The organism is Kribbella sp. NPDC004875 (assembly GCF_042873375.1).
Lineage (GTDB): Bacteria > Actinomycetota > Actinomycetes > Propionibacteriales > Kribbellaceae > Kribbella.
Genome location: NZ_JBIALI010000004.1, coordinates 473,583 through 498,522 on the forward strand (window position 1 = coordinate 473,583; position 24,940 = coordinate 498,522).

Here is a 24,940-nt window from a genome sequence, read left to right on the forward strand (position 1 = left end):
CGGTGTCAGGTACGGCGGGTTCAAGCAGGCGGCAGCGCCCGTCGGCGCGGCGGGTTCGGGCTCGGCTCAGGCGCGGCGGAGCAGTCTCCGCAGGGCGATGTCGCAGAGTCTTCGCAGGTCGTCGTCGGTACGTTCGCCGGAGTGCCGGCACTCGCCGAGCAGGCCGTTGATCGCGAACTTCGCCAGGTCGTGTTCGAGCGGGTCGTCGGAGCCGGCCATGTACTCGGTGAGTCGCAGACCGTCGGCCACCAGCGACGCGACCTCGGGCATCTCCTCGATCACCGGGATGATGTCCTGCAGGACGTCGACAACGCCGCGGTGCTCGACCGCGAGGTCGATGAAGCGCTGGATGGCGAGGTCCTGGGCCGCGGCCCGGGGCAGCTCGGCGGCGGCCGCGATCAGTTCGGCCAGGTCGGCGGCGGCCGGGTCGAGGACGGCGGCGAGCACGGCCGGCTTGCCGCTGAAGTGGTAGAGCACCGTCGCCTTGGAGCAACCGGCCGCGGTCGCGATGTCCTGCAGCGACGTCGCGTTGTATCCGGCGGCCTGGAACAGGTCCATCGCCTGGCGGACGATCTCGCGCCTGGTCCGCTCCCGGGCGGGCGTGGTGACTGCCATGTCAGCATCTTGACTGACCGATCGGCCAGTTTTCAACCGATCGGTCAGGATTGTGGTCCGGTTCACGCCGTGGTCAGGTCTTGCTTGCGGTGTAATGATGTAATTCAGGAGGCGCGAGATGGCTGATGAGATGGCTGGGGACGACGTTCTGGATGCCTACTCCCGAGTGGTCTCGGGCGTGGCCGAACACTTGATCCCGCGGGTCGCGAGCCTGCGGATCCACAGCCGGCGCGGCGACTCGTCCGGCTCCGGCGTGGTGCTGACCGGCGACGGGCATCTGCTCACCAACGCGCACGTGGTCGGCGACGGCTCCGAGGCGTCCGCCGAGTTCGCCGATGGTACGACGGCGCAGGCGCGGGTGGTCGGGGTCGACCGGTTGTCCGATCTCGCCGTACTGCGGGCCGACCGGGAGATTCCCGACCCGCCCGAGTACGGGGACGCGGACCACCTGAGGGTCGGGAACCTGGTCGTTGCGGTCGGCAACCCGCTCGGCCTCGCGGGCAGTGTGACCGCCGGCGTGGTGAGTGCGCTCGGCCGGTCGCTGCCGGTGCGCAGCGGGTCGGCGAACCGGATCATCGAGGACGTCATCCAGACCGATGCGGCGCTCAACCCGGGCAACTCCGGCGGTGCGCTTGCCGACGGCAACGGCCGGGTGATCGGCATCAACACCGCGGTCGCCGGGATCGGCCTCGGCCTCGCCGTACCGATCAACCCGACGACCCGCCGGATCATCTACTCGCTACTGCACGACGGCCGGGTGCGTCGTGCGTACCTGGGTCTGGTCAGCACTCCCGCTCCGTTGCATCCCACGCTGGCGCAACGCTTCGACCAGCGCTCGGCGCTGCGCGTCGTCGAGGTCATCCCGGCCAGCCCAGCGGCGGCCTCGGGTCTGCGCCAAGGCGACCTCGTCCTGGCCGTGAACGGCGTACCCCTCCGCGACGCCCAGTCCCTCCAGCGTCAGCTCTTCGAGGACGCCATCGCCCGCCGCACCGAAATCACGGCGATCCGCAACAACGCCCTCGTCGACGTCATCGCCTATCCGGCGGAACTCACCGACCGCTAGGGCAGGAACTCTTCCGGGACCACCGCGGCGCGCCGTCTGGGTCCGCCGCGGATGCCGTACGAGTCGAGGATCAGCTCGGCCGCCTCGCGCAGGTCGAGCTGATCGAGGTAGCCCCAGCAGGTGACCCGGTACTCGAAGGTCTGCACGAACGGGAACACCTGCGGGCGGCCGGCGAACTCGGCACCGGCGTTCATGTCGCCGGTCCACACCTGGAGCAGTTCGCGCTCGTCGTCGTCCCATCGGAGGCGAGCGAACTGGTGCCGTCCGGCGTACCAGGCGGGGGAGCCTTCGTGTGCTTCGCCGAGGCGCGCGTCGGGCAGCCGCTCCGCCAGTCCGCAGATGTCGCGCCAGGTCGCCATGTCAGATCTCGGCCCGCAGGAGGACGCAGGTCCCAGGCTCGAGTGGAGCGTTGGGGAAGGTGAAGTCGCGGGTCACTTCGGTGAACCTGAACCTCTGGTGGAGGTCCAGGATCGCGCCGTTCGCGAGGTTGACGAACGTGTAGAGCTCGTCGGCGCGTTCGGCGGTCCAACGCATCCGGTCCTGTGTCAGCAGATCGCCGATCCCGTATCGCCGCCACTCGGGCGCGACGATCAGGCCGATGAGGTAGAAGCCGGACGGGGCGGTCGTCGGCGGATCCGCGGGGGAGCGGTCGTGGCGGATCACTCCGCCGTACGCGACCACCTCGTCGTCGACGACGGCGACCGCCACATACTTCTGTGGATCCTGCAGGTCCGCCGCCAACCGCTCACGCCGATCGCCCGCGGACCCACCGGTCCGCGACACGATCAGGTCGGCGCAGGCGTCGAGATCGCCGACCTCCGCCGGCCGCACGACGATCGCAGCGTCGGCAGCTTGCCGCGAGATCCCTGGCCGATACTCCGCGAATCCGCTCACCCCGGCAGCCTAGGACCAGCGTCGTCAGAACACGGCGATCGGGTTGATCGGTGAGCCTGTCGCGGTCGGTAGCCGGAGCGGCGCGATGACACAGAGGAACGACCAGCGTGCGGCTTCCTCGCACATCGGCACGAGTTCGTCGAACTCGAGGTAGTCCATCAGCATCACCCCGAGCGCGTCGATGGCAAGGACGTGGATCGGGAAGTCCACTCCGTCGGCCACGCTCGGCGCGGTGTCGTTGTTGCCGTCGCTGCCCAGCGCCGAGATCTCCCGCTCGGCCAGCAACGGCATGACGTCCGGGTGCAGCCCGGCGCGGGCCGCCGCGACGTCCCAAGGCCCGCGCTCGCGGCGCCGCAGCCGATGGCCGACCCGGACGAGCACGATGTCACCGCGTCCGACCCGAACCCCCTCGCGCCGCTCCGCGGCGAGCAGGTCGTCGACGGTGACCTGGTCTCCGGGCTCCAGCCAATCCACCCCGCGAGACCCGGGTACGTCGAGCAGCACGCCGCGACCGACGATTCCGTCGGCTGCCGTGGCGACGGACAGCTCGGATGCGCCGGCCTCTGTGAGGGTGTCCGCCGGCACGCCGTTGTACATCTCGCCGTCGAAGATCACGTGACACAGGGCGTCGAGGTGGCTGTCGGCGTTGCCGTGGATGTTCATCTCGATCCGATCCAGGCCGAACGCGAGGCCGCGCCCGGCTGCGGCCGCCGGCAACCCCTTCATGCGGTGCCGCGCGGGGTCGGGGTTGTCCGCCGTCACCCGCCCCTCGATCGGTGCGGCCAGCGACACCGCACGGCCGAGCCCCACCTCGCGGGCGGCAGCCAGCGTCTCGCCGGGGGTGAGGTAGTTCAATGCTCCGCGTCGGTCGTCAGGACCCCACGGCCGGTCGTCCCGCAGCCGCCGGTACAGCGAACGGAACTCGTCCTGGGTCAGCTGCCGGCCCGCAGGCTCGGTTCCCGTATGTCTCGTGCCGGTCATGTCGTCAACCTCCAACTCGTGTACGCCGGCGGGTGGCCCGTCGCCAGACGGCTCGCTGTGCGGGCAGTCCGGCGATCGCCACAGCAGCCAGAACCGTGACGTTCAGGAGGAGCTGGAGCGTGGCGCCCCAGGCCTCCCTGCCGCTGCCGAAGGCGAGCGACACCCCGATGTCGGACGCCGCGGGAATGGTCGTGACCGAGATGAAGACCCCGATCAGCGTGCTCGATCGTGCCTCGGTGACCGAGACGACCCCCACGACGCCGGCCAGCAAGGCGACGATCAGGGAGAACCAGTTGGGGGTGTCGATCAGCGTGGACACCGGCCGGATTCCCAGCGCGTAGGCCTTCGGCTGCAGGTCCGCCCATCGGATCACCGCCGACAGCACGAGCGCGCCGAGCACCGCCAGGGTGAACCCGACGACCAGCGCGGTCACGGCGTGCCGGACGCGGGTGGGGTCGTGGCGGGTCACGCCGAAGGCGAGGCTGAGAATGGCGCCGTACTCCGGCCCGACGACCATCGCTCCGACGATGAGGATCTCCGAGTTCGTCAGGATCCCGACGGTCCCGATCAGGCTCGCGATCACGAGCAACCCGAACCAGCTCGGCGGGTAGCTCCCTCCGCGCCGGATCCGGGCCTCGACCTCGGCCCACACCGGCGCGAACTGCTGGAACCGCAGGCGAGGCGCCGGGACACCGTCCGTCAGGGCGGAGACCGAGGCGTCGACGTTCTCGAGCACGATCGCCCCACGCTGCTCCAAGCCCAGCCGGCGCAGCCGCTCGATGACCTGGTCGGCTGCGCCCTGCTGGACGTCGAACTGGACCGCGTCCCCGTCCGGCTTGCTCGCCGCGGACCGGAACACGGTCAGGTTCATCACCGTGGGTTCCGCGCGCAGCGCGGGCAGCATCGCCGCGGTGATGTCGGGTGGACTGACGACCCGCAGATGAATCATTGCGGCCAGCATCCGGCCGCGGCTCTACCGCCTCATCACCCCACGCGGGTGACGGAGCCGTGGTGGTGCGGCGCGTCGGCCGGCGGCGTGGTCACCAGCCGCGCTTGCGCCATTCGGCGATGTTCGGGCGATCGGCGCCGAGAGTGGTGTCGGCACCGTGGCCGGGGTAGACCCAGGTTTCGTCGGGGAGCTGGTCGAAGAGCTTGGTCTCGACGTCGTTGACGAGGGACGTGAAGCGCTCCGGGTCGCCCTGGGTGTTGCCGACGCCGCCGGGGAACAGCGAGTCGCCGGTGAACAGGTGCGGTGCGCCGTCCGGGTCGTCGTACAGGAGGGCGATCGAGCCGGGGGTGTGGCCGACGAGGTGGATGACGCGCAGGCTGCAGTCCCCGACGGCGATGTGGTCCCCGTCGTCGACGAGCTGGTCGGTCGGGACCGGGATGCCTTCGGCGTCGTACCGGCCGGCGACCGTGGTGGCGCCGGTGCGGGCGACGACCTCCGCCAGCGCCTCCCAGTGATCCTGATGACGGTGCGTGGTGACGACCCGCGCGAGGCCGCCGTCGCCGATCAGCCGGAGCAGCGTGCCGGCCTCGTTCGCGGCGTCGATCAGGACCTGCTCGTCGGTCTGCCGGCAGCGCAGCAGGTAGGCGTTGTTGTCCATCGGCCCGACCGCGACCTTGGTGATCATCAACCGGGCCAGCTCGTGTGTCTGTGCCGGTCCGCCGACCTTGACGTTCCCGTGGTACTCAGGCATCTGCCTTCTCCCTGGATCTCGGTGACACCGCCGATCCTCGCACCTGCGGCGCCGTGCGTCATGTCGGGTCGCTGGGTACCCGTAGCCTGCGGCACCCGCCTTCGTTGATCGAATATACTTTCGAAACGATCCCCGGGATCAGGCGCCGATTCCGGCGGCGGAAGTTTTTGTCGGTGGGCCTCGTTAGCATGACGGGGCCAGTGAGAGAACCACCCGGATACCCCTCGAGAACGGCTGAGAGTGAGCTTGTGTCTGACCGTCTGATCGTGCGCGGAGCGCGTGAGCACAACCTGAAGGACGTCTCGGTCGACCTGCCGCGGGACGCCATGATCGTCTTCACCGGCCTGTCCGGGTCCGGGAAGTCCAGCCTGGCCTTCGACACGATCTTCGCCGAAGGCCAACGGCGGTACGTCGAGTCACTCTCGGCGTACGCACGGCAGTTCCTCGGGCAGATGGACAAGCCCGACGTCGACTTCATCGAGGGGCTGTCACCGGCCGTCTCGATCGACCAGAAGTCCACCTCACGCAACCCGCGCTCGACCGTCGGCACGATCACCGAGGTCTACGACTACCTCCGGCTGTTGTTCGCCCGCGCCGGGCGGCCGCACTGCCCCGAGTGCGGCGAGCCGATCGCCCGGCAGACACCGCAGCAGATCGTCGACCGGGTCCTCGAGCTCGAGGAGGGCACCCGGTTCCAGGTGCTCGCCCCGGTGGTCCGCGGCCGCAAGGGGGAGTACGTCGACCTGTTCCGCCAGCTGACCGGTCAGGGGTTCTCCCGGGCCCGCGTCGACGGCGAGACGATCCAGCTCACCGAGCCGCCGAAGCTCGACAAGCAGAAGAAGCACAGCATCGACGTCGTCGTCGACCGGCTCGCGGTGAAGAGCTCCGCGAAGCAGCGGCTGACCGACTCGGTGGAGACCGCGCTCGGCCTGGCCAGCGGTCTGGTCGTGCTCGACTTCGTCGACCTCCCGGAGAACGATCCGCACCGCGAGCGCCGCTTCTCCGAGAAGCTCGCCTGCCCGAACGATCACCCGCTCGCCATCGACGAGCTGGAGCCGCGGTCGTTCTCGTTCAACTCGCCGTACGGCGCCTGCCCGGTGTGCACCGGTCTGGGCACGCGGATGGAGGTCGACCCGGAGCTCCTGGTCCCGGACCCGTCGAAGTCGCTCGACGAGGGCGCCATCCAGCCGTGGGCCGGGCAGAACGTCTCGCAGTACTTCGAGCGGCTGCTCGAGGCGCTGGCAAAGGACCTGAAGTTCCGGACCAGCACGCCGTTCGGTGAGCTGCCGGCGAAGGCCAAGAAGGCGCTGCTCACCGGCCACGACAAGCAGGTCCACGTCTCCTACCAGAACCGCTACGGCCGCGAGCGCTCGTACTACACGACCTTCGAAGGCGTGATCCCGTATGTCGAGCGCCGGCACGCGGAGGCGTCCAGCGACACCGGGCGGGAGCGCTTCGAGGAGTACATGCGCGAGGTGCCGTGCCTGGCCTGCAACGGCGCGCGGCTGAAGCCGATCTCCCTGGCGGTCACCCTCGGCGGGAAGAACATCGCGGAGATCAGCGCGATGTCGATCGACGAGGTGCACGACTTCCTCGTGCGGATGGAGCTGACCCCGCGGGAGAAGCAGATCGCGGAGCGGGTGGTCAAGGAGATCGGCGAGCGGTTGCGATTCCTGCTCGACGTCGGTCTGGACTACCTGGCGCTGAGCCGGCCGGCGGGTTCGCTGTCCGGTGGCGAGGCGCAGCGGATCCGGTTGGCGACGCAGATCGGTTCCGGCCTGGTCGGCGTGCTGTATGTGCTGGACGAGCCGTCGATCGGTCTGCACCAGCGCGACAACCGGCGGCTGATCGACACACTGGTCCGGCTGAAGGAGCTCGGCAACACGCTGATCGTGGTCGAGCACGACGAGGACACCATCGACCACGCCGACTGGGTCGTCGACATCGGCCCGGGTGCCGGTGAGCACGGTGGTCAGGTGGTCGTGTCCGGCACGGTCGACGACCTGCGCAACCACCCCGATTCGATCACCGGTGCCTATGTCTCCGGTCGCCGCGAGATCCCGATCCCGGAGGTACGCCGTCCGCTCACCGAGGGCCGCGAGCTCACGGTGTACGGCGCCCGGCAGAACAACCTGAAGGACATCGACGTGACCATCCCGCTCGGGGTGTTCGTCGCGGTCACCGGGGTGTCCGGCTCGGGCAAGTCGACGCTGGTCAACGACATCCTCTACACGTCGCTCGCGCGGCAGATCTACGGCGCCCGCGCGGTCCCGGGACGGCACACGAAGATCTCCGGGATGGACCTCGTGGACAAGGTGATCCACGTCGACCAGTCGCCGATCGGCCGTACGCCGCGGTCCAACCCGGCGACGTACACCGGGGTGTGGGACCACATCCGCAAGCTGTTCGCGGAGACGCCCGAGGCGAAGGTCCGCGGGTATCAGCAGGGTCGCTTCTCGTTCAACGTGAAGGGCGGCCGCTGCGAGGCCTGCTCGGGCGACGGCACGCTGAAGATCGAGATGAACTTCCTCCCGGACGTCTACGTCCCGTGCGAGGTGTGCCACGGCGCGCGGTACAACCGCGAGACGCTCGAGGTGCACTACAAGGGCAAGACGGTCGCGGACGTGCTGGACATGCCGATCGAGGAGGCGTCCGAGTTCTTCGCGGCGATCCCGGCGATCTCGCGGCACCTGAAGACGCTGGTCGAGGTCGGTCTGGGGTACGTCCGGCTCGGGCAGCCGGCGCCGACGCTGTCCGGTGGTGAGGCGCAGCGGGTCAAGCTGGCCTCCGAGCTGCAGCGACGCTCGACCGGCCGCACGGTATACGTGCTGGACGAGCCGACCACCGGTCTGCACTTCGAGGACATCCGGAAGCTGCTGGGCGTCCTGAGCGGTCTGGTGGACAAGGGCAACTCGGTGCTGGTGATCGAGCACAACCTCGACGTCATCAAGACCGCCGACTGGCTGATCGACCTCGGCCCGGACGGCGGCCGACGCGGCGGCACCCTGGTCGCGGAAGGTACGCCGGAGGAGGTCGCGGCGAACCCGTCGTCGTACACGGGTCAGTTCCTCGCGGAGATCCTCGAGGGGCGGGCCGCGAAGCCGAGCGCCAGGCAAGCGGCGCCGAAGGCGCTGCCGGCCAAGAAGGCCGCGGCGAAGAAGACGGTGGCGAAGAAGGCAGCAGTGAAGAAGGCCGCCGCGGCGAAGAAGGCTCCCGCGCGCAAGACCGCGGCCAAGAAAACCACCGCGACCGCGCGGAAGCGCACGGCCGGCTAGTCGCGGGATCGTTGCCTGATCGGGCAATTGTTGTTGCTCGAAGCAATCTCTCTGACAGGTCCGCGTGGCGTACTTCACAGTCGCGTCACGCGGGCCTTTCGATCGTGATCGAAAGGGTCCCAGGACCGTGCCGGCATTCAGGTATTGACCTGTTTCTCCGACTATCGTTGCGCTGCGGCGCAACCACACTGTCGAAGGAGAAATCGTGACCGGACGCTGGGACATGGGTCAGGACACCCTGAGCCAATTGGCCAAGAAGACCTCGACCGGAACCCAGGACCTCGGCGGCTTGGTGAAGCAACTCGTTGCCGCCGCACAGCCGCTCGAAGGCAAGATGAACGGCGCCGGCAAGGCGATGTTCGACGCCTTCAAGGGCAACGTCGACGGGATCGCCGCCGACCTGAACGCCGGCCTGGCGGCCATCAACCAGGGCCAGTCCGGCATGGACACGGCCTTCCGCACCGGTGACAGCGACATGGCGGACACCGCGAAGAAGAACCAGGGTGCGGCCGACTTCAACGCCGCCAAGTTCGGCAAGCGCTGAGAGAGGAAACCGCAATGGCGAACCGCAACAGCTACGACACCGCGGCCTCGGGCGAGGTCCAGACGACGATCAACAACCTCTCCGGCCAGATCTCGGCTCTGATCGCGGCCCACAAGCAGAACGTGACCGCCGCGCTGGCGGACGCGTCGGCGAGCGGCGTGACCGAGAACTACCGCGGTGTCGAGGACCGCTTCAACAAGGCGGCCGACCAGACCCTGGCGATCATCAAGTCGCTGAAGGACACCCTGGCGCAGAACGACGCCACCGCTGCCGCGACCTTGAAGAAGGCAGGCGCGGCGGTCGACAACATCGGCGGCTGACCGCCGAGTCCAGCGTCACCGTCCCGGACGTTCCCCTGACGGGGCGCGTCCGGGCTCGTTGTGGGCCGGATCCGGCTGATCGGAGGGAATGACAGTGGACTGGGACATCAACGTCGCGGGCGTGAACGACGTACTCCAGAAGACGGTGACGGCCGCTGAGCCGTTCGACGGCTACGCGAAGACGTACGGCACGTCGCTGCAGGGGCTCGCGGAGGGTCTCAACTGGCAGATGTTCTCGGTGGTCGCCGCCTCGCTGGGGGAGTACGCCCAGCACTGGGCCCCGAACCTCGAGGCCGCGGCGAAGCAGGTCGGCGCCTCGGTGACCGGCGCGCAGAACGCTGTGAAGGCCTACATGGGCGGCCAGGAAGAGATGGCGCTGCGTGCGCAGCAGGCCGCACAGAACGGCGTGATCCCGGATCCGCCGGGCGGCGGCAACGCAGGAGGAAGGAACAGGGCCGTATGACGGACCAGGACCCGGCATCGACGGTGCCGGACGACGTCGCCCAGGCAGGGCGGGTACGGCTCGCCGAGTGGCTGACGGCCGAGTCCTCGGAGCCTGGCAACGCCACGAGTCCCGAGGACCTTGCCGAGTGGGCGGCGTACCAGGCCGAGGAGTTCCTGGTGTTCGTGCCGCCGGGCTACTCGAACCTGATGTTCCTGGTCGCCGACCACGGCATCAGTTCGTTCCAACCGAGCCTGCAGTCGCTTGACCAGGCGATGATCGCGGCCCGGGCGCAGTCCTGACGCTGCTCGTCGCCGCCCTACGCCGTACCTGACGCACCTGTTGACCCCCGTGTGACTGAGGACTGAGCTGCCATGATCAAACCCGAAGGCATCCCGATCGCCGATCTGACCAGGATGGTCCAGACGATCGATGCTCACGACCAGGCGCTGCGGGACCTCGGGCCGAAGTTCACCCAGCTCGGCCAGTCCGTGAATAGCACGTTCAAGGGCCTGGACGGCAACTATCAGGCGCCCGAGAAGTATCGCCTGATCGGCTCGACGCAGATCATCGAGACCAAGTTGACCGAGTTCGGGCCGACGCTGCCGCAGGTCGCGAACCACCTGCGGAACCTGGCCGGCGCGGTGCAGGAGAAGATCACCCAGCTGACCAACATCCGCACCGAGGCCTACGCCTGGCACCGCCGCAAGGACGGCAATCCGGAGTGGCAGAACGATCAGGCGATGATCGATGACAACAACCGGATGGTCAAAGACGTCACGCGCATCATGCAGGAGGAGATGCCGACCATCTGCTTCAACGCGGCGAACGCGATCGCGCGGTTGTACGGCGGCAAGCCCTGGGACGTGAAGACCGGCCAGCGCGAGGGCGACCCGCCGCCGCCGAAGCCGGACGAGGACAAGGAGCCGGATCCGCCCGCGTGGGGGACCGAGGAGGAGCGGGACAAGCCGTGGTGGCAGGACTGCCTCGAGTTCCCGGTGAACGCGGTCGTCGGTGTGCTGACGGTGGTCGGCGAGACGGTGCAGAGCATCCTCACGCTGATCCCGGTACTGCCGGCGCTGGGCTCGATCGGCCCGCTCCGGGACTTCATGAAGAGCACCTTCGGCTGGGACATGCCGACCTGGCAGCAGGCGGGGGATTCCTGGAAGGGCCTCGGGATGATGGTCGCCCAAGTGGTGACCGCCCCGTACCAGTTGGCCTGGGCGGCGTTCGACTCCGTGACAGGTCTGGACACCCGGCCGGACGCCGTGAAGGAGTTCGGCAAGCAGGGCCTGACCATGGGCAAGGAGATGCTCAAGGGGTTCGTCGCCTGGGACGAGTGGAGCAAGAACCCGGGCAAGGCCTTCGGGATGGCGCTCACCAACATCGTCGCGACGGTCGCCAGCGGCGGTAGCGCGGGCGCGGTCAAGACCGCGGCGATGGCCGGCAAGTTCGGTGCGGCCAGCATGACGGTGGCGAAGGTCGCCGGAGTCGCCGAGAAACTGCAGGTCACCCGCGCGGCGATGCACGACGCGGCGCTCGGCGCGGTGTCGAAGATCCCGAAGGTCGGCAGCGTCGTCAACGGGATGTCGAAGATCCCGATCGTCGGCGAGACCTTCAAGATGCAGGGCGTGCCGAAGGTCGGCGTCGACGTACCGTCGGTCGAGGGCGCGCATGTCGACGTACCGTCGCACAGCACGCCTGACACGCCGCACGTGCCGGCGGCGAGCACGCACACGCCAACGGTCGAGACCCCGTCGGTTCACACGCCGTCGGTCGAGACCCCATCGGTCTCCCACGCGGATCCCGGCACGACGTCGCCGGTGTCGCATGCGGATCCTGGTACGTCGTCTCCTGCGTCGCATGCTGATCCTGGTACGTCGTCTCCCGCATCGCACGCAGACCCTGGTACGACGTCGCCGGTGTCGCACGCCGATCCGGGGACTGCGTCGCCTGGTTCGCATGCGGATCCTGGGCCGACATCTCCGGTGTCGCACGCCGAGCCTGGTACTTCGTCGCCTGCGTCGCACGCTGATCCGGGGACGGGGACGCCGAGCTCGCACACGCCTGGTCAGCCGACGACGCATTCGCCGGGCACGACGCACACGCCCGAGACGCCCACGCACACCCCCGAGTCGCACACCCCGGAGTCGCACACGCCGGCCGCGACGCACACACCGGAGAGCACGCACACTCCCGGTGCGACGCACACGCCGGAGTCGACGCATACGCCTGGAGCGGGCACGCACACGCCCGAGTCGACCCACACGCCGAGCTCGACGCACACGCCTGAGCCGGGCACCCACACGCCCGAGTCCATGACGCACGCGCCCGAGGCGGGGACGCACACCCCGGGTACGACGCACACGCCTGAGCCGGGCACGCACACCCCGAGCACCACGCACACGCCTGAGCCGGGCACGCGTACCCCTGGCACCACGCACACGCCTGAGCCGACGCACACGCCGAACTCCACGCACACGCCTGAGCCGGGCACGCGTACCCCGGGCACCACGCACACGCCTGAGCCGACGCACACACCGAGCTCCACGCACACGCCAGAGTCGACGCACACGCCGAACTCGACGCACACGCCTGAGCCGGGTACACGTACGCCCGAGTCGACCCGCACACCAGAGTCGACGCACACGCCTGAGGCGGAGACGCATACGCCGGGTACGACTCGCACGTCTGAGCCGCACACTCCAGGCACCACGCGCACGCCGGAGCCCGGAACGCACACGCCGGAGTCGACGCATACCCCGGAGTCCACGCACGCACCGGACTCGACGCATGCGCCGGACACCACGCCGGGTACTCGCACGCCGGATGTCGTCGCGCCGCCGGCGGTGCACCCTGGGGTGCCTGGTCATGCCACGCCGGGCGGGCATCGCGACGTACCGCGCGAGCCGAACCAGCCGAACCGTCCGGGGCACGAGTCGCGTCCCGACGAGCCGCGGCGCCCGCACGACGACGCGAACGACCCGAAGTACGACGACCCGAAGGTGCGGCAGGAAGAGATCGACCGGATGAAGCCGGAGTACCTGCGCGAGCAGGCGCCGGCCGAGCGTCCGTACCCGCCGCACTCGGACCCGAACCGCCCGCAGGACCCGAACGCCAACCCGAACGACACCCAGGTCGACGGGCAGAACTTCCTGCCGCGCGACCCGCACGATCCCCGTCGCCAGATCTTGCGCTCGACGATCGACCCACCGCCCGAGGGCAGCATTCGGGACTGGGTACGGCATGTGAACCCGGACCACGACCGGGGACCCGAGTTCCGGATGAACTGCGCGGACTGTTCGCGCAAGACGGCGGCGATCCTGAACGGCGACGTACCGGAGCTGGCCAACGGGCGGCGCCTCGCGGCCGGCGAGATGCGCGAGCCGACGCTGGAATGGATGGGCCTGAAGGACTTCAAGCCGGGCCACAAGCTGGCGATCGAACGCTCGAACCTGAACCCGAGCGAGTTCACCGAGAACGCGTTCCGCACCGTCCACGACGCGCTGGACGGGCGGCCGCCGGGCACGCACGCGAACCTGTTCGTCCGCTGGCACTCGGGGAACCCGAACATCCCGGGCGGTGGGCACGTACTGAACGCGTTCGTCGACGACGCCGGCGTCGTACGGATCGTCGACAGTCAGCCGCCGGGTGGGCTGGTGCACCAGCCGTTCCACGGCGACGGGTCGTTCGACAACCCGTACAAGTACGTCGACGCGAACGGCAACAGCCGCGACGTCCACATCACCGAGATGCAGTTCGCCGTCCGCGAACGCGGCGGCCACTGGGAAGGCGTCCCCGCCGACCCCCACACCCCACCCCACTACGTCCCACCCCCCAAGGACCTCCCCAACCCCTCCCACACTCCCAACCCAGACTCGGCCACCCCAGGCACCCACGCCGGCGACGCCCCCACGCACTCCCCAGAGCCCGCTACGCCGAGCTCGCACACACCGGGCTCAAGCACGCCGGGGACGGGTACGCCGGGGACGCACACGCCAGGCACGCAGACGCCGGGGACGGGCACGCCGGGCACGCACGCCCCGGAGTCGCATACTCCGGGCTCACGTACGCCGGAGACGCACGCCCCCGAGTCACACACACCGAGCTCGCACACGCCGGAGTCGCAGACCCCGAGCACGCACACGCCGGAGTCGCAGACCCCGAGCACGCACACGCCGGACTCCCACGAGCCAGTGACGGCTACGCCGGGCACACACGCTGACTCGCACACCCCGGGGACGCAGACGCCGGAGTCGAGCATCCGGGGCACGCATGCTCCCGAGTCACATACCCCGGGCTCGCACACGCCGGAGACGCACACTCCGGGCACGCATGCTCCCGACTCGCGCACGCCTGGCTCGCATACTCCCGAGGCAAACACCCCGGGCTCGCATACGCCGGAGGCGCACACTCCGGGGACGCATGCTCCCGACTCGCGCACGCCTGGCTCGCATACCCCCGAGGCAAACACCCCGGGATCGCATACGCCGGAGGCGCACACTCCGGGGACGCATGCTCCGGACTCGCGCACCCCCGACTCGCACACGCCCGAGACGCATGCACCGGAGGCGCACACTCCGGGCACGCATGCTCCCGACTCGCGCACCCCCGGCTCGCACACGCCCGAGACGCACGCACCGGAGGCGAACGGCCCCGGGACGCATGCTCCCGAGTCACATACCCCGGATTCGCACGCTCCGGAGGCGCACACCCCGGGCTCGCACGCGCCCGAGACGCACGCGCCTCGTGGGCGTGATGGTGGGGAGTACGGCGGGCATCACGGGAACGGGGAGGATCCGTTCTCGGGGTCGGAGTTGGCGGATCGGGGGTTCCGGGCTTCGGAGGCGGACCACCGGGCGCTGGCGCAGAAGGGTGGAATGCACGCCGGGAAGCTCGCGGAGATTCGCGAGCGCCTCGGCCGGCAGGTCGGGGATCCGAACGCGCTCACCGAGACCGAGGTGACCTCGCTCGAGCGGATGCTGATCGGTCACGACCATCAGGACATCAACGACGCGTTCCGGGCCGGCGATCGGTCGGTCGAGCAGAACCCGGTCGCCCGCGTGGCGGCGTCCACGCTGAACAAGCTGCCCGATTTCCACGGCGAGATCCAGCGTGGGTTGAGTTTCGATTCGGTGGACGAGTTCGAGGCGTTCCTGAACCGGTACCGGCCGGGGCAGACCGCGAAGGAGCCCGCGTTCACGCACTCCGCGAAGGGTGCGGAGGGCGCGGAAGACTTCAGTGGCGGGAAGTACTCCGCCGGTCGGGTCGTACTGCACATCGACTCACGCCACGGCAAGGACCTGTCGTTCATGCGGGACCCTGCGGTCGGGATCGACGAAGTGGTCCACGGGCCCCACACGCCGTTCTACCCGACCCGCATGGTGAAGGACGAGGAGACCGGCATCTGGCACATCCACGTCCGCGACCACGGTGGTCCGAGCGAGGTGTCACCCGACTTCCCCGACCCGATCGTCCTCGAGCGGCCGACGCGGACCCCGTCGCCGCAGAGCCCGTACAACCCGTTCGACCGGAGTCCACAACCGTGGACCCCGCCGCAGCCCCACACGCCGGCCCCACCGCCGATGCCGCGCCCGCAACACAGTGCAGCCGAGCCGCAGCCGTCGTACGGTCCCGGTCAGCCGACGCATAGCCCGAGCCAGCCGCCATACGGCCCGGGACAACCGCGCACGCCTGGCCAGCCGCCCGAGACCCCGTTCGGCCCAGGCCAGCCCCAGCAGCCGCACACCCCGAATCAGCCCCACCAGCCCTACAGCCCGGGACAGCCGAACCAGTCCTACGGCCCGGGTCAGCCAGGCCAGCCGCACGCACCGGGTCAGCCGCAGCAGTACGGCCCGGGTCAGCCGCATTCGCCTGGTCAGCCGCAGCAGCCGTACGGTCCCGGTCAGCCGAACCAGCCGTTCGGACCGGGTCAGCCGAGCCAGCCGGGTCAGCCGTACTCGCCGGGTCAGGCGCATTCGCCGGGTCAGCCGCAGCAGCCGTACGGTCCCGGTCAGCCGAACCAACCGTTCGGACCGGGTCAGCCGCACTCGCCGGGTCAGCCGCATTCGCCGGGTCAGCCGCAGCAGCCGTACGGTCCCGGTCAGCCGAACCAACCGTTTGGTCCGGGGCAGCCGGGGCAGCCGCACGCGCCGGGTCAGCCTCAGCAGTACGGTCCGGGTCAGCCAGGCGAGCCGTTCGGACCGGGGCGGCCGGGTCAGCCGCACACGTCAGGTCGGCCGTATGGGCCGGGGCAGCCTGGGCAGCCTGGGCAGCCGAATCAGGCCTATGGGCCGGGTGCGCATCAGCCGGAGTATGACCCGCGGCAGCCGCGGCAGCCGTATGGGCCGGGGCAGGGGTCGTTCGGGCCGCAGCATCCGGGGTATCACCCGGAGAGCGACTTCGGGCCGGGTAGTCGGCAGGCGGAGGGACAGGTCGGTCCGCGGGGCGGTCAGCAGCCGGGTGGTTACCCGGCGCAGCAGCCTGGTCAGTTCGGGCCGCCGAACCATGACCCGCGTCAGCCGCGGCAGGCGGCCTACGACCCGCGCCAGCAGCCTGGTTACGATCCGCGCCAGCAGCCGGGCTACGACCAGCGGCCGCAGCAGTCCGGTTACGACCCGCGGCAGCCGCAGCAGCCAGGGTTTGGGCCTACTGGGCATCATCCGGAGCCGGATTACGGGCCTCCGGGGCAGCATCAGCAGCCGGGGCAGGCGCCTGGGTGGGATCCGCGTACGCCGGGTGCGCATCAGCCGGGGTATGACCCGCGGCAGCCGCAGCAGCCAGGTTATGAGGCGCGGCAGCAGCCCGGGTCCGATCCGCGGCAGGTGCAGCAGCCGGGGCATGACCCGCGCCAGCAGCCTGATTACGACCCGCGCCAGCGGCCTGGTTACGATCCGCGCCAGCAGCCTGGGTACGACCCGCGGCAGCCGGATCCGTATCAGCCGCATCAGCAGCCGTTCCAGCAGCCGGGGCAGCCTGGTTACGATCCGCGGCAGGCGTACGACCCGCGGGGCTTTGGTCCGACGGGACGTCATACGCCGAACGAGTCGCCGTACGGCGGTCAGCGGCCGGGTGGCGAGGCACCGTACGGCGGTGCACCTCACGCCGGCGAACCGTACGGCGGGGCGCCGCATGCGGGTGAGCCGGCCCGTGGAGATGCGGGTCAGGGCGAGCCGCGGTACGGCGGGGCTCCGGAGGACCGGGGTCCTGGGCAGTCGGAGTCGCAGGGCGCGGCGGGTGATGGGCCGAGCACCGGCACGACCGAGGGCACCGGCACGACCGGCGGACCGCGCGCGACCGACGGGCCGGGAGCTAGTGGCGCGGCAGGTGCGGGGCAGGAGTGGCGGGCCAGTGATCCGCAGTTCGGGGTCAGTGGGAAGGCTGGGTTCGATCCGGCCTTTCATCACAAGGCGCTCGGGGACGAGTGGGCGCCCAGCGTGCATGATCCGGACGGGCAGTTCCAGCCGAAGGAGCGGGAGATCGCGGATCGGCTCGAGGAGGAGGGCTGGCGGGTGGACGCCCGCAAGCAGGACGACTCGAAGCAGAAGATGCGCAACCCGGAGTCGATGGTGCGGAAGAGTCCTGTCGACGACGGTCTGATCACCGAGTTCAAGACGCTGGAGAGCGGCGAGCCGAGCGCGATCCGGCGGAACATCAAGAAGGCCGCGAAGCAGGTCCCGGAGGCCGACGGCGAGGCGGTGATCGACGGCCGCAACGTGGGGTTGACCGAGGAGATGGTCGACCGGGCGTACGCGAGTCACGAGCGGCTGAACGACCGCCGGCCTGCGAAACTGCACGTGATCCTGGCCGACGGCCGGATGATCACCTACGAGAGGAGGGGCTGATGTCCGAGCAGGAGAACATCTTCCTGCAGTCGTCCGCGACGGCTGAAGAGGAAGCGGCCAGGCTCCAGGAGCTCCTCGGGCTGGAGCCGATCCCGGACACCTCGGGTGCCGGGCCGGACGAGTTCGGACTGCGCGGCCCGGCCGCGACGGTCGACGGCGTCCTCGGCTACATCGTGCAGCCGAACGACCTGGTGGTGGAGGAGGGCGCCCAGGCGACCGACCACTACCCGATCGAGATCGAGATCTGGCTCGGGCGCGACGAAGCCGTCCAGCGGCACGAGGCCCGGTTGGTGTTCGACCGGCTGGTTGCTGCGCGCCCCGACGTACCGATGCTGTTGTGCCACGACCTGGATGTCCTCGTCGCGGCGTACCGGCCGGGGCGGGGCGTGCACGAGTTCCCGGCGGGTACGACGGTTGACGCGCCGGACGCCGAGCAATGGCGCCCGTGGGTCGTCGCGGGTCAGGAGGTCTGAGTGTCCGGGACGTACGGAACGCAGGTCATCGAGTCGGTCGCGGTACGGCGTCGGCGCCTGCGCGAGGCGTGGCTGTTCGGCGCGGAGCGCGCGAAGAACACCCTGAACGAGGCGACCGGGCGGGTGCTGGCGAGTGTGATGATCGCGGCGCTGGCCTGTGCGGGCTGCGCCGGGGTGTCGTACTTCAAGTCGTCGCAGGCGAAGGAGAAGGAGCAGCAGCCGGCTCCCACCACGACGACGTCCGGTCCGGTCAGCCCTTCTCCGAAGAAGTAGTTCAGTGCGAGCGACCGAGGTCACCGGACTGGCGACCGAACAGGTACCGCAGCCAGGTCCGGCGAGGCTGGGGTTTGAGTGCCGCGGGCAACAGAGCGGTCGGCGGAGTGCTGAGGGTGACGGGCACCTGCACCATCTGGTCGCCCTGCAGCCAGTACAGGTCCGGCGAGCACTGGTCCGGTGCGTCACGGTAGCTGTCGGCGATCCAGCGGGCCAGCGTGTCGGCGCGTTCCTGGCCGGCGTCGGCGGGGCAGTAGGCAACCATGCTCAGCCGCGGTACGCCGATCAGCACGCCGGCTCCCGTCGATGCCTGCGGCAACAAGTTCTCCCGGTCGACGACGGCCATCGAGACCAGCGGATCGTCCGCTCGGGCGAGGACCGAGATACCGTCCTGCTCGCGCGGCACCAGCGTGGAGATGTCGGCGAGACTCAGCTGGACCGGCGACGGTACGCCGGGATCGCCGAGCCCGAGCATCGATCGGCGGACCACGGTCAGCCGGCGGAACTCGTTGCCGGTGCCCACGAACACCACGACCTCGAAGTGGTCGCCGAAGGGGATGAGCGCGTCGGCGACCGGTCCGGCGGTACGGGCCGACCAGCCGCGCTGGACGAGCACGGCGCGTTGCCGTTCCGCGACGTCGCCGAAGCGGTGTTCCTCGGTGGCGAGCTCGCCCTCGGCGACGACCGCGTGCAGCCAGGCCTCGATCTGTTCCGGCCAGCGGGCCGTTGGTAGCTGGAGGCAACGATCAACGATCTCACCGACCCCCACCACCGCGGACATCTGCAGCGCGCCGCGTCCCCAGCCCACTTCGACCGTGCGTTGTGCGACGTCCACAACGCAGCCCGGCAACCAGATCGGCGCCATGTCCGCAATCATTTCGACCACGGTGGAATCGTCTGTCCTTGTCATCCGATGACCTCACCCACCATTACAGTGTCTCGCACATCCGTCGGTAAGAAGTACGAAGTCCCCCGCGCGAACGCGGGCTGGCCCAGCGGAGGAAAACCTTAGTGGCAAGCCGGATCGTGCACCGCCCGGCGCGGCGCACCCCAGCCCCGGGCGTCCAGCAGCAGCGCGTGATCGAGCCGGCACCGAGCCTCGGTGGCAGTGGCGGCGGAGGTGGCGGCGGTGCGATGCAGATGCTGCTGCCGATGGTGGGCAGCCTCGGATCGGTCGCGATGATGACGATGGGCCGCTCCGGCCCGATGGTGATGGTCGGCGTCGGCCTGCTCGCGCTGACGCTGCTCGGCTCGATCGGCGGCATGATCACCTCCCGCGGCAGGGGTGGCAAGGATCGGAAGAACCAGCGCACCCGGTACCTCGACTACCTGGAGCGGATGCGCGACGACTTCGTGAAGTCCGAGCGTACGGCGCGCGCGCAGGCGCTCGAGCTGAATCCGCCGCCGGACGCGCTGCTGGACTGCGTCGCGGACGTGTCCCGGCTCTGGGAGCGGCGCCGTACGGACAGTGACTTCCTGCAGCCGCGGTGTGGCAGCGGACGGGTCCCGGTCGTCCCGGCGATGGTCGGTCAGGGCGGCTCGGCGATGGAACCGCCGGACCAGTTCATGATGGCCGAGGCGAACGCGCTGGTACGACGTTTCACCGAGATGCCCGAGATGCCGCTGACCGTCCCGCTGGATCACGTCGGCAACGTCAGCATCGTGGGCGATCGCGAGGGTGTGGTCCGGGTGGCCCGCTCGCTGCTCCTCCAGACGGCGGTGTTCCACGCGCCGGAGGACGTCTCGATCGCCGCGGCCTTCCCGCCGCAGGCGATGTCGGACTGGCAGTGGATGAACTGGCTCCCGCACGTCCAGGACACCGAGCGCCGGCAGGGCCCGATACCGTTCCGGCGGATCGCGGAGACGCCGGGGGAGCTGTCGCAGCTGCTCGCCGACGATCTGGGCGAGCGCGTCCAGTGGGCGACCGAGTCGCGCCGCGGGTCCGTGGACTTCGAGGACCGCCGCAAGCTGACCCGCCGCCTGCTCGTGCTGCACGACACGTACGGCGATGTCTCCGCCGAGGTCCGCCCGCAGGCCGACGACTCGCTCGTCCCGGGTGAACTCGGGGTGACCGTGCTGCACCTGGTCGCCGACCGGCTGCAGGAGCCGAGCTCGGTGACGATGCGGATCACGGTCTTCGGTGACCAGGTCCGGATCGAGGACCTGCGCGGGGCGTACCCGATGGTCGCCAGCGGTCAGGTGGACAAGACCGAGGCCGCGACCGCCGAGGGCATCGCCCGGGAGCTCGCGCCGGTGCGGCTGTCCGCGGAGTCGCTGGAGGAGGACGGCCAGACCGACGACGTCGACTTCATGGGTCTGATCGGCATCAACGACGTCGCCCGGCTGGACTTCAACCACCTGTGGCAGCCGCGCTCGGAGCGGACGTTCCTGCGTGTCCCACTCGGCGTGGACGACACCGGGGAGGTCGTACTGGTCGACCTGAAGGAGTCCGCGCAGCTCGGTATGGGGCCGCACGGGCTCTGCGTCGGTGCGACCGGTTCCGGTAAGTCCGAAGTACTGCGGACGATGGTGATGGCGTTGATGGCCACCCACAGTCCCGAGGACCTGTCGTTCGTGCTGGTCGACTTCAAGGGTGGCGCGTCGTTCGCGCCGTTCGAGCGGGTGCCGCACGTCGCGGGCATCATCACCAACCTGCGTGACGACGCCAGCCTGATCGAGCGGGCGTACAAGAGCCTCGAGGGTGAGGTGCTGCGCCGCCAGCAGGCACTGAAGGACGCCGGCAACATCGCGAACATCACCGACTACCGGCTGCTCCGTCAGCAGCGGCCGGAGATGGCGCCGCTGCCGCACTTGTTCGTGATCATCGACGAGTTCGGTGAGCTGCTGAACGAGCGGCCGGACTTCATCGACCTGTTCCTGTCGATCGGCCGGATCGGCCGGTCGATCGGTGTGCACCTGTTGCTGTCGAGTCAGCGGGTCGAGTCGGGCAAGCTGCGCGGTTTGGAGACCTACCTGTCGTACCGGCTCGGTCTGCGGACGTTCTCCGAGGAGGAGAGCCGCACTGTGCTGGACACCACCGACGCGTTCCACTTGCCGCCGCTGCCGGGCTTCGGGTTCCTGAAGGTCGACACCAGCGTGTACCAGCGGTTCCGCGCCGCGTACGTGTCCGGTGCGTACGTGCCGCCGAACGACGCGGTCCTGGAGGAGGACCACGAAGACGTCCGGCCGCACGAGCTACCGCCGTACCAGCTGTCCCAGACGGAACTGGACGCCGCCAAGCCGGTCGAGATGAAGGCGACGGAGCGTACGACGGGGCCGACCGAGCTGAACGTGTTCGTCGACCAGGTCCGCAAGGCCGCTCAGCAGGTCCTGAAGATCTGGCTGCCGCCGCTACCGACTGCCTGCACCCTGGACGGTCTGGGCGGACGAGCGGACTTCGTGAACGGCCGTGGCCTGCAGCTGGCGGTCAGGTCGCCGCAGATGATGCCGCCCGTGGGTGTTGTGGACGATCCCGCGAACCAGCGCCAGGAAGTGTTCCGGCTCGACCTGACCCGGGCGGGCGGTCACGCTGCGATCGTCGGCGGTCCGGCCTCCGGAAAGACGACTGCGCTGCGGACGCTGGTGACCTCGCTGGCGCACACGCACACGCCGCGGGAGGTCGCGATCTACGCGCTCGACCTGGCCGGTGGCGGTATGCAGGCGCTGTCCGAGCTGCCGCACGTCGGTGGCGTCGCGCTCCGCACCGACCGGGAGCGGATCCGGCGGACGGTCGAGGAGATCCGGGGGATGATCGACCAGCGTGAGCGGATCTTCCGCAACCACGCGATCGACACCATGGAGGCGCTCCGCAAGGACCACGCGGCGGGCGCGATCCCGGAGCTCCCGACGGCCGACGTCGTCCTGGTGATCGACAACTACGGCGCGATCCGGACCACGTTCGACGAACTGGACGAGCCGCTCACCGACATCCTGCAGCGGGGCAGCAGCTACGGCGTGCACGTGGTGGCGTCGATGATGCGCTGGAACGACGTCCGGATGCAGAACCAGTCGATGTTCGGCACGATGCTCGAGCTGCGGCTGAACGACCCGTCGGACTCCAACATCGACCGGCGCCTGCAGGAGGTACTGCGGAAGGCGGGTCCGGGCCGGATGCTGGTCCCGGGGAGCAAGCTGTACGGGCAGTTCGCGCTGCCGCGGGTCGACGGCGTACTGGACGACGAGAACCTGTCCGAGGTCCTCGAGGCGCAGGCGCTGACTGTCCGGTCCACCTGGCAGGGGCCGCGCGCGCCGCAGGTCCGGATCCTGCCGCTGCAGCTGCCGCGGGTCCAGGTCGGCGACGACGTACGGCGGCCGGCCGTCGTACCGATCGGTGTGGACGAGCGGGCGCTGGCGCCGGTGTACCTCGACCTCGAGGGCCGGGACACGAACCTCGTGGTGTTCGGCGACAGTGGCTCGGGCAAGACCAACATCGTCCGGCTGGTGGCCCAGCAGCTGATCGAGCGGCACACCTCCGATCAGCTCGTGTTCGCGGTGATGGACCCGCGGCGCGGCCTGCGGGAGTTCGTGCCAGAGTCATACACCGGCGGTTACGCGCCGACCGGGCGGATGGCCGCCGGCCTGGCCAACGGGGTGTCGCAGGAGCTGGCGAAGCGGATGCCGGACGACACCGGCCAGATCCCGGAGGCGGGGCAGGGCGGTCCGCGGATCGTCGTACTGGCCGATGACTACGATCTGCTGACGTCCGGTGGGCAGTCGCCGATGGACGCGTTCCTGCCGTACGTCGCGGCGGGCCGGGACATCAAGCTGCACTTCATCGTGACCCGGCGTGCCTCGGGTGCGTCGCGGCAGATGTACGAGCCGTTCCTGTCCGCGGTGATGGAGTCCGGAGCGGCCGGTCTGGTGCTGTCCGGCGACCGCAGCGAGGGGCAGCTGTTCACCGGCGCGTATCCGGGCGACTACCCGCCCGGACGCGGCCTGTTCGTACGGCGAGGCGACGGACCGGTGCTGGTCCAGACGGCAATGGCGGATCCGGCGAATCCGGTACAGGCAAACCCGGTCCCGGCCGCGGAGCAGAGCAGTGGAGGAGCGTTATGACCTACGACCTGGTGGCACTCGTCGACGGGCGGCCGTCGAGTGACGACGTACTGGCCGGTCTGGCCGCCGCGGGGGAGTCACTCGGCGTCCGCGCGGTCAGCGGCGGTGCGGTCGTCCAGCTGTGCGGCGACGACAACCTGCCGCTGGTGTCGATCGAGCTCCCGTTGCTGATCCAGGTGCCGGGCGAGGTCGAGCGGATGCTCGGTACGTCGGTCGGCGCGGTGGAGACACCGGCGTGGTGGGTGGAGATCCGCGCGACGGCGCGGGACGGTGCCCGTGAGCTCGCCGAGAAATACGCGGCGACGTTGATCAAGCGGCTCGGCGGCAAGGTCTGGACCTCCGAAGGTGTCCGGACCGCCGAGGACGAGCTACCGATGGGCACGAACGAGGGAACCAACTGACATGCCGAACGAACTGATCTTCAGCCCGGGCGTCGATCTGATCACCGACCGCGTCGCGGTGGTGATGCAGGACCGCCCGGTGATCGGCATGTCGGCCTGGCTCAGCGACGCGCTGACGTCGGCGCGGGTGGAGAACCGGGACGTCCAGCTGGTCACGCCGAAGCACTCCCGGCTCACCTGGCCGGTGCGGTCGGGACTGTTCCGGGGCGCCCTCTCGCGATGGGTCGTGACCGGCGACGACGGCGAGTACTACGACGGGCTGAACGGCATCCGGCTGAGGTGGAACGGTGACCAGTTCCTCGCCGCGGCGCCGGCGGTACCCGATCAGCCGACGTCGGACATGCACCCGGACTACGTCGTCGAGGAAGAGCTCTTCGGCCACCTGCAGTTCACCGTGCGGGTCCGGCACAAGCCGGTCGACAACCTGCTGCTCGGTGAGGTGGCCGACCGACTGTTCACCAAGACCACCGGCAGCGGTCCGGCCGGCTGGTCGACGTCGGAGCCGGTCACCCAGCCATGGAGCCGCGAAGCGCTGACGGAGTACTGCCGGGACCGGGCGCCGAGCCCGACCTGGCTGGTCGTGTCCGGTCAGCCGGGTGCCGAGTTCGCGCCGGCGGTCGGCACGCTGGAGGTACGCCGGGTGAAGTCCGGCGTCGACGAGACGCTCACGCTGTCCGTCGCCCAGTCCGGCATGGAGTTCCCGAACCTGAACCTGGTCGGCGAATGGATCGACGACATCGCCGATCACCTCGAGCTGGTGTCGGCGATGGTCGTCGGTGCGTTCGGCGAGGCGGATGGGACCTACCGGCCGCGCTTCGTCGGCATGAGCTGCCCGATCGGGATGGCGGCCGGGAACGAGGCCGTCCAGGCCAACACCCTCGACAAGATGCTCAGCCTGAAGGGCGGCGAGCGTGCGCTGGCGATCGGGCCGGCGCACACACCCGCGATCTGGTACCCGATCGGTGACGGCCGGAACCCGCGGGACTGGGACATCTACACCGAGCTGATGAAGAGCCTCATCCCCGCCGACGCTGCGTCGGTGGCCAAGAGATGACGAACG

At 69.8% G+C, this 24,940-nt stretch carries 19 protein-coding genes; 12 read left to right on the plus strand and 7 right to left on the minus strand.

Features of this window, described 5'->3' with window-relative positions:
• Positions 1-66: 66 nt before the first annotated feature.
• A complete protein-coding gene (locus ACFYRH_RS24515) occupies positions 67-615 on the minus strand; it encodes a TetR/AcrR family transcriptional regulator (protein WP_387779565.1) in 549 nt (182 codons plus the stop codon).
• Positions 616-733: 118 nt separating this feature from the next.
• On the opposite strand from ACFYRH_RS24515, the gene ACFYRH_RS24520 reads away from it, so the two are divergent.
• Entirely contained in the window at positions 734-1,678 is a 945-nt protein-coding gene (locus ACFYRH_RS24520) for a S1C family serine protease (protein WP_387779568.1), read from the plus strand.
• On the opposite strand, the gene ACFYRH_RS24525 is transcribed toward ACFYRH_RS24520, so the two are convergent.
• From ACFYRH_RS24525 to ACFYRH_RS24545, 5 genes are all read right to left on the minus strand, one after another.
• Positions 1,675-2,037: a hypothetical protein gene (locus ACFYRH_RS24525; protein ID WP_387779571.1), complete on the minus strand. Its 363-nt coding sequence runs from the start codon at positions 2,035-2,037 to the stop codon at positions 1,675-1,677. The genes ACFYRH_RS24520 and ACFYRH_RS24525 overlap by 4 nt on opposite strands.
• 1 nt (position 2,038) lies before the next feature.
• The gene (locus ACFYRH_RS24530) at positions 2,039-2,572 is read right to left on the minus strand and encodes a GNAT family N-acetyltransferase (RefSeq protein WP_387779574.1); all 534 of its coding nucleotides are present in this window, start codon (positions 2,570-2,572) and stop codon (positions 2,039-2,041) included.
• 24 nt (positions 2,573-2,596) lie between these two features.
• Positions 2,597-3,553: a cyclase family protein gene (locus tag ACFYRH_RS24535; RefSeq protein ID WP_387779577.1), complete on the minus strand. Its 957-nt coding sequence runs from the start codon at positions 3,551-3,553 to the stop codon at positions 2,597-2,599.
• A gap of 4 nt (positions 3,554-3,557) precedes the next feature.
• Positions 3,558-4,502: a DUF389 domain-containing protein gene (locus ACFYRH_RS24540; RefSeq protein ID WP_387779580.1), complete on the minus strand. Its 945-nt coding sequence runs from the start codon at positions 4,500-4,502 to the stop codon at positions 3,558-3,560.
• Positions 4,503-4,593: 91 nt separating this feature from the next.
• Positions 4,594-5,253, minus strand: a complete 660-nt coding sequence (locus ACFYRH_RS24545; RefSeq protein ID WP_387779583.1) for an MBL fold metallo-hydrolase — start codon at positions 5,251-5,253, stop codon at positions 4,594-4,596.
• 248 nt (positions 5,254-5,501) lie between these two features.
• Here ACFYRH_RS24545 and uvrA point away from each other — a divergent pair, with 248 nt between their 5' ends.
• From uvrA to ACFYRH_RS24585, 8 genes are all read left to right on the plus strand, one after another.
• Complete coding sequence (gene uvrA / locus ACFYRH_RS24550; RefSeq protein WP_387779586.1) at positions 5,502-8,528, plus strand: excinuclease ABC subunit UvrA; 3,027 nt, start codon at positions 5,502-5,504, stop codon at positions 8,526-8,528.
• A gap of 205 nt (positions 8,529-8,733) precedes the next feature.
• Positions 8,734-9,072, plus strand: coding sequence for a hypothetical protein (locus ACFYRH_RS24555; protein WP_387779589.1), 339 nt, complete (start codon positions 8,734-8,736; stop codon positions 9,070-9,072).
• A 14-nt stretch (positions 9,073-9,086) separates the two neighbouring features.
• Positions 9,087-9,392, plus strand: a complete 306-nt coding sequence (locus ACFYRH_RS24560; protein ID WP_387779592.1) for a hypothetical protein — start codon at positions 9,087-9,089, stop codon at positions 9,390-9,392.
• 94 nt (positions 9,393-9,486) lie between these two features.
• Positions 9,487-9,855, plus strand: a complete 369-nt coding sequence (locus ACFYRH_RS24565; protein ID WP_387779595.1) for a DUF6507 family protein — start codon at positions 9,487-9,489, stop codon at positions 9,853-9,855.
• The gene (locus ACFYRH_RS24570) at positions 9,852-10,136 is read left to right on the plus strand and encodes a hypothetical protein (protein ID WP_387779598.1); all 285 of its coding nucleotides are present in this window, start codon (positions 9,852-9,854) and stop codon (positions 10,134-10,136) included. Before ACFYRH_RS24565 ends, ACFYRH_RS24570 begins: the two co-directional genes overlap by 4 nt.
• A 72-nt stretch (positions 10,137-10,208) precedes the next feature.
• A complete protein-coding gene (locus ACFYRH_RS24575) occupies positions 10,209-17,678 on the plus strand; it encodes a toxin glutamine deamidase domain-containing protein (RefSeq protein WP_387779601.1) in 7,470 nt (2,489 codons plus the stop codon).
• Positions 17,678-18,151, plus strand: coding sequence for a hypothetical protein (locus ACFYRH_RS24580; RefSeq protein ID WP_387779604.1), 474 nt, complete (start codon positions 17,678-17,680; stop codon positions 18,149-18,151). The genes ACFYRH_RS24575 and ACFYRH_RS24580 overlap by 1 nt, the downstream gene beginning before the upstream one ends.
• Positions 18,152-18,424: a hypothetical protein gene (locus tag ACFYRH_RS24585; RefSeq protein ID WP_387779607.1), complete on the plus strand. Its 273-nt coding sequence runs from the start codon at positions 18,152-18,154 to the stop codon at positions 18,422-18,424. It abuts the gene before it with no gap.
• Between the two features lies 1 nt (position 18,425).
• Here ACFYRH_RS24585 and ACFYRH_RS24590 read toward each other — a convergent pair whose 3' ends face one another.
• A complete protein-coding gene (locus tag ACFYRH_RS24590; protein ID WP_387779610.1) occupies positions 18,426-19,310 on the minus strand; it encodes a hypothetical protein in 885 nt (294 codons plus the stop codon).
• 125 nt (positions 19,311-19,435) lie between these two features.
• On the opposite strand from ACFYRH_RS24590, the gene eccCa reads away from it, so the two are divergent.
• Genes eccCa through ACFYRH_RS24605 form a run of 3 tightly spaced genes read left to right on the plus strand, consistent with a single transcriptional unit; the run spans position 19,436 to position 24,934 of the window.
• Complete coding sequence (eccCa, locus tag ACFYRH_RS24595; RefSeq protein WP_387779613.1) at positions 19,436-23,479, plus strand: type VII secretion protein EccCa; 4,044 nt, start codon at positions 19,436-19,438, stop codon at positions 23,477-23,479.
• Positions 23,476-23,880, plus strand: a complete 405-nt coding sequence (locus ACFYRH_RS24600; protein ID WP_387779616.1) for a hypothetical protein — start codon at positions 23,476-23,478, stop codon at positions 23,878-23,880. Before eccCa ends, ACFYRH_RS24600 begins: the two co-directional genes overlap by 4 nt.
• 1 nt (position 23,881) lies before the next feature.
• Positions 23,882-24,934, plus strand: a complete 1,053-nt coding sequence (locus tag ACFYRH_RS24605) for a DUF6177 family protein (RefSeq protein WP_387779619.1) — start codon at positions 23,882-23,884, stop codon at positions 24,932-24,934.
• The last annotated feature ends 6 nt before the right edge of the window (positions 24,935-24,940 follow it).

What these genes read in the sequence shown, in the direction of transcription:
- ACFYRH_RS24600 (WP_387779616.1), top strand. Translation starts at nt 23,476, where the DNA reads ATGACCTACGACCTGGTGGCACTCGTCGACGGGCGGCCGTCGAGTGAC.
- ACFYRH_RS24575 (WP_387779601.1), top strand. Translation starts at nt 10,209, where the DNA reads ATGATCAAACCCGAAGGCATCCCGATCGCCGATCTGACCAGGATGGTC.
- ACFYRH_RS24570 (WP_387779598.1), top strand. Translation starts at nt 9,852, where the DNA reads ATGACGGACCAGGACCCGGCATCGACGGTGCCGGACGACGTCGCCCAG.
- ACFYRH_RS24605 (WP_387779619.1), top strand. Translation starts at nt 23,882, where the DNA reads ATGCCGAACGAACTGATCTTCAGCCCGGGCGTCGATCTGATCACCGAC.
- ACFYRH_RS24535 (WP_387779577.1), bottom strand. Translation starts at nt 3,553, where the DNA reads ATGACCGGCACGAGACATACGGGAACCGAGCCTGCGGGCCGGCAGCTG.
- ACFYRH_RS24560 (WP_387779592.1), top strand. Translation starts at nt 9,087, where the DNA reads ATGGCGAACCGCAACAGCTACGACACCGCGGCCTCGGGCGAGGTCCAG.
- ACFYRH_RS24520 (WP_387779568.1), top strand. Translation starts at nt 734, where the DNA reads ATGGCTGATGAGATGGCTGGGGACGACGTTCTGGATGCCTACTCCCGA.
- ACFYRH_RS24580 (WP_387779604.1), top strand. Translation starts at nt 17,678, where the DNA reads ATGTCCGAGCAGGAGAACATCTTCCTGCAGTCGTCCGCGACGGCTGAA.
- ACFYRH_RS24545 (WP_387779583.1), bottom strand. Translation starts at nt 5,253, where the DNA reads ATGCCTGAGTACCACGGGAACGTCAAGGTCGGCGGACCGGCACAGACA.
- ACFYRH_RS24540 (WP_387779580.1), bottom strand. Translation starts at nt 4,502, where the DNA reads ATGATTCATCTGCGGGTCGTCAGTCCACCCGACATCACCGCGGCGATG.
- ACFYRH_RS24515 (WP_387779565.1), bottom strand. Translation starts at nt 615, where the DNA reads ATGGCAGTCACCACGCCCGCCCGGGAGCGGACCAGGCGCGAGATCGTC.
- ACFYRH_RS24525 (WP_387779571.1), bottom strand. Translation starts at nt 2,037, where the DNA reads ATGGCGACCTGGCGCGACATCTGCGGACTGGCGGAGCGGCTGCCCGAC.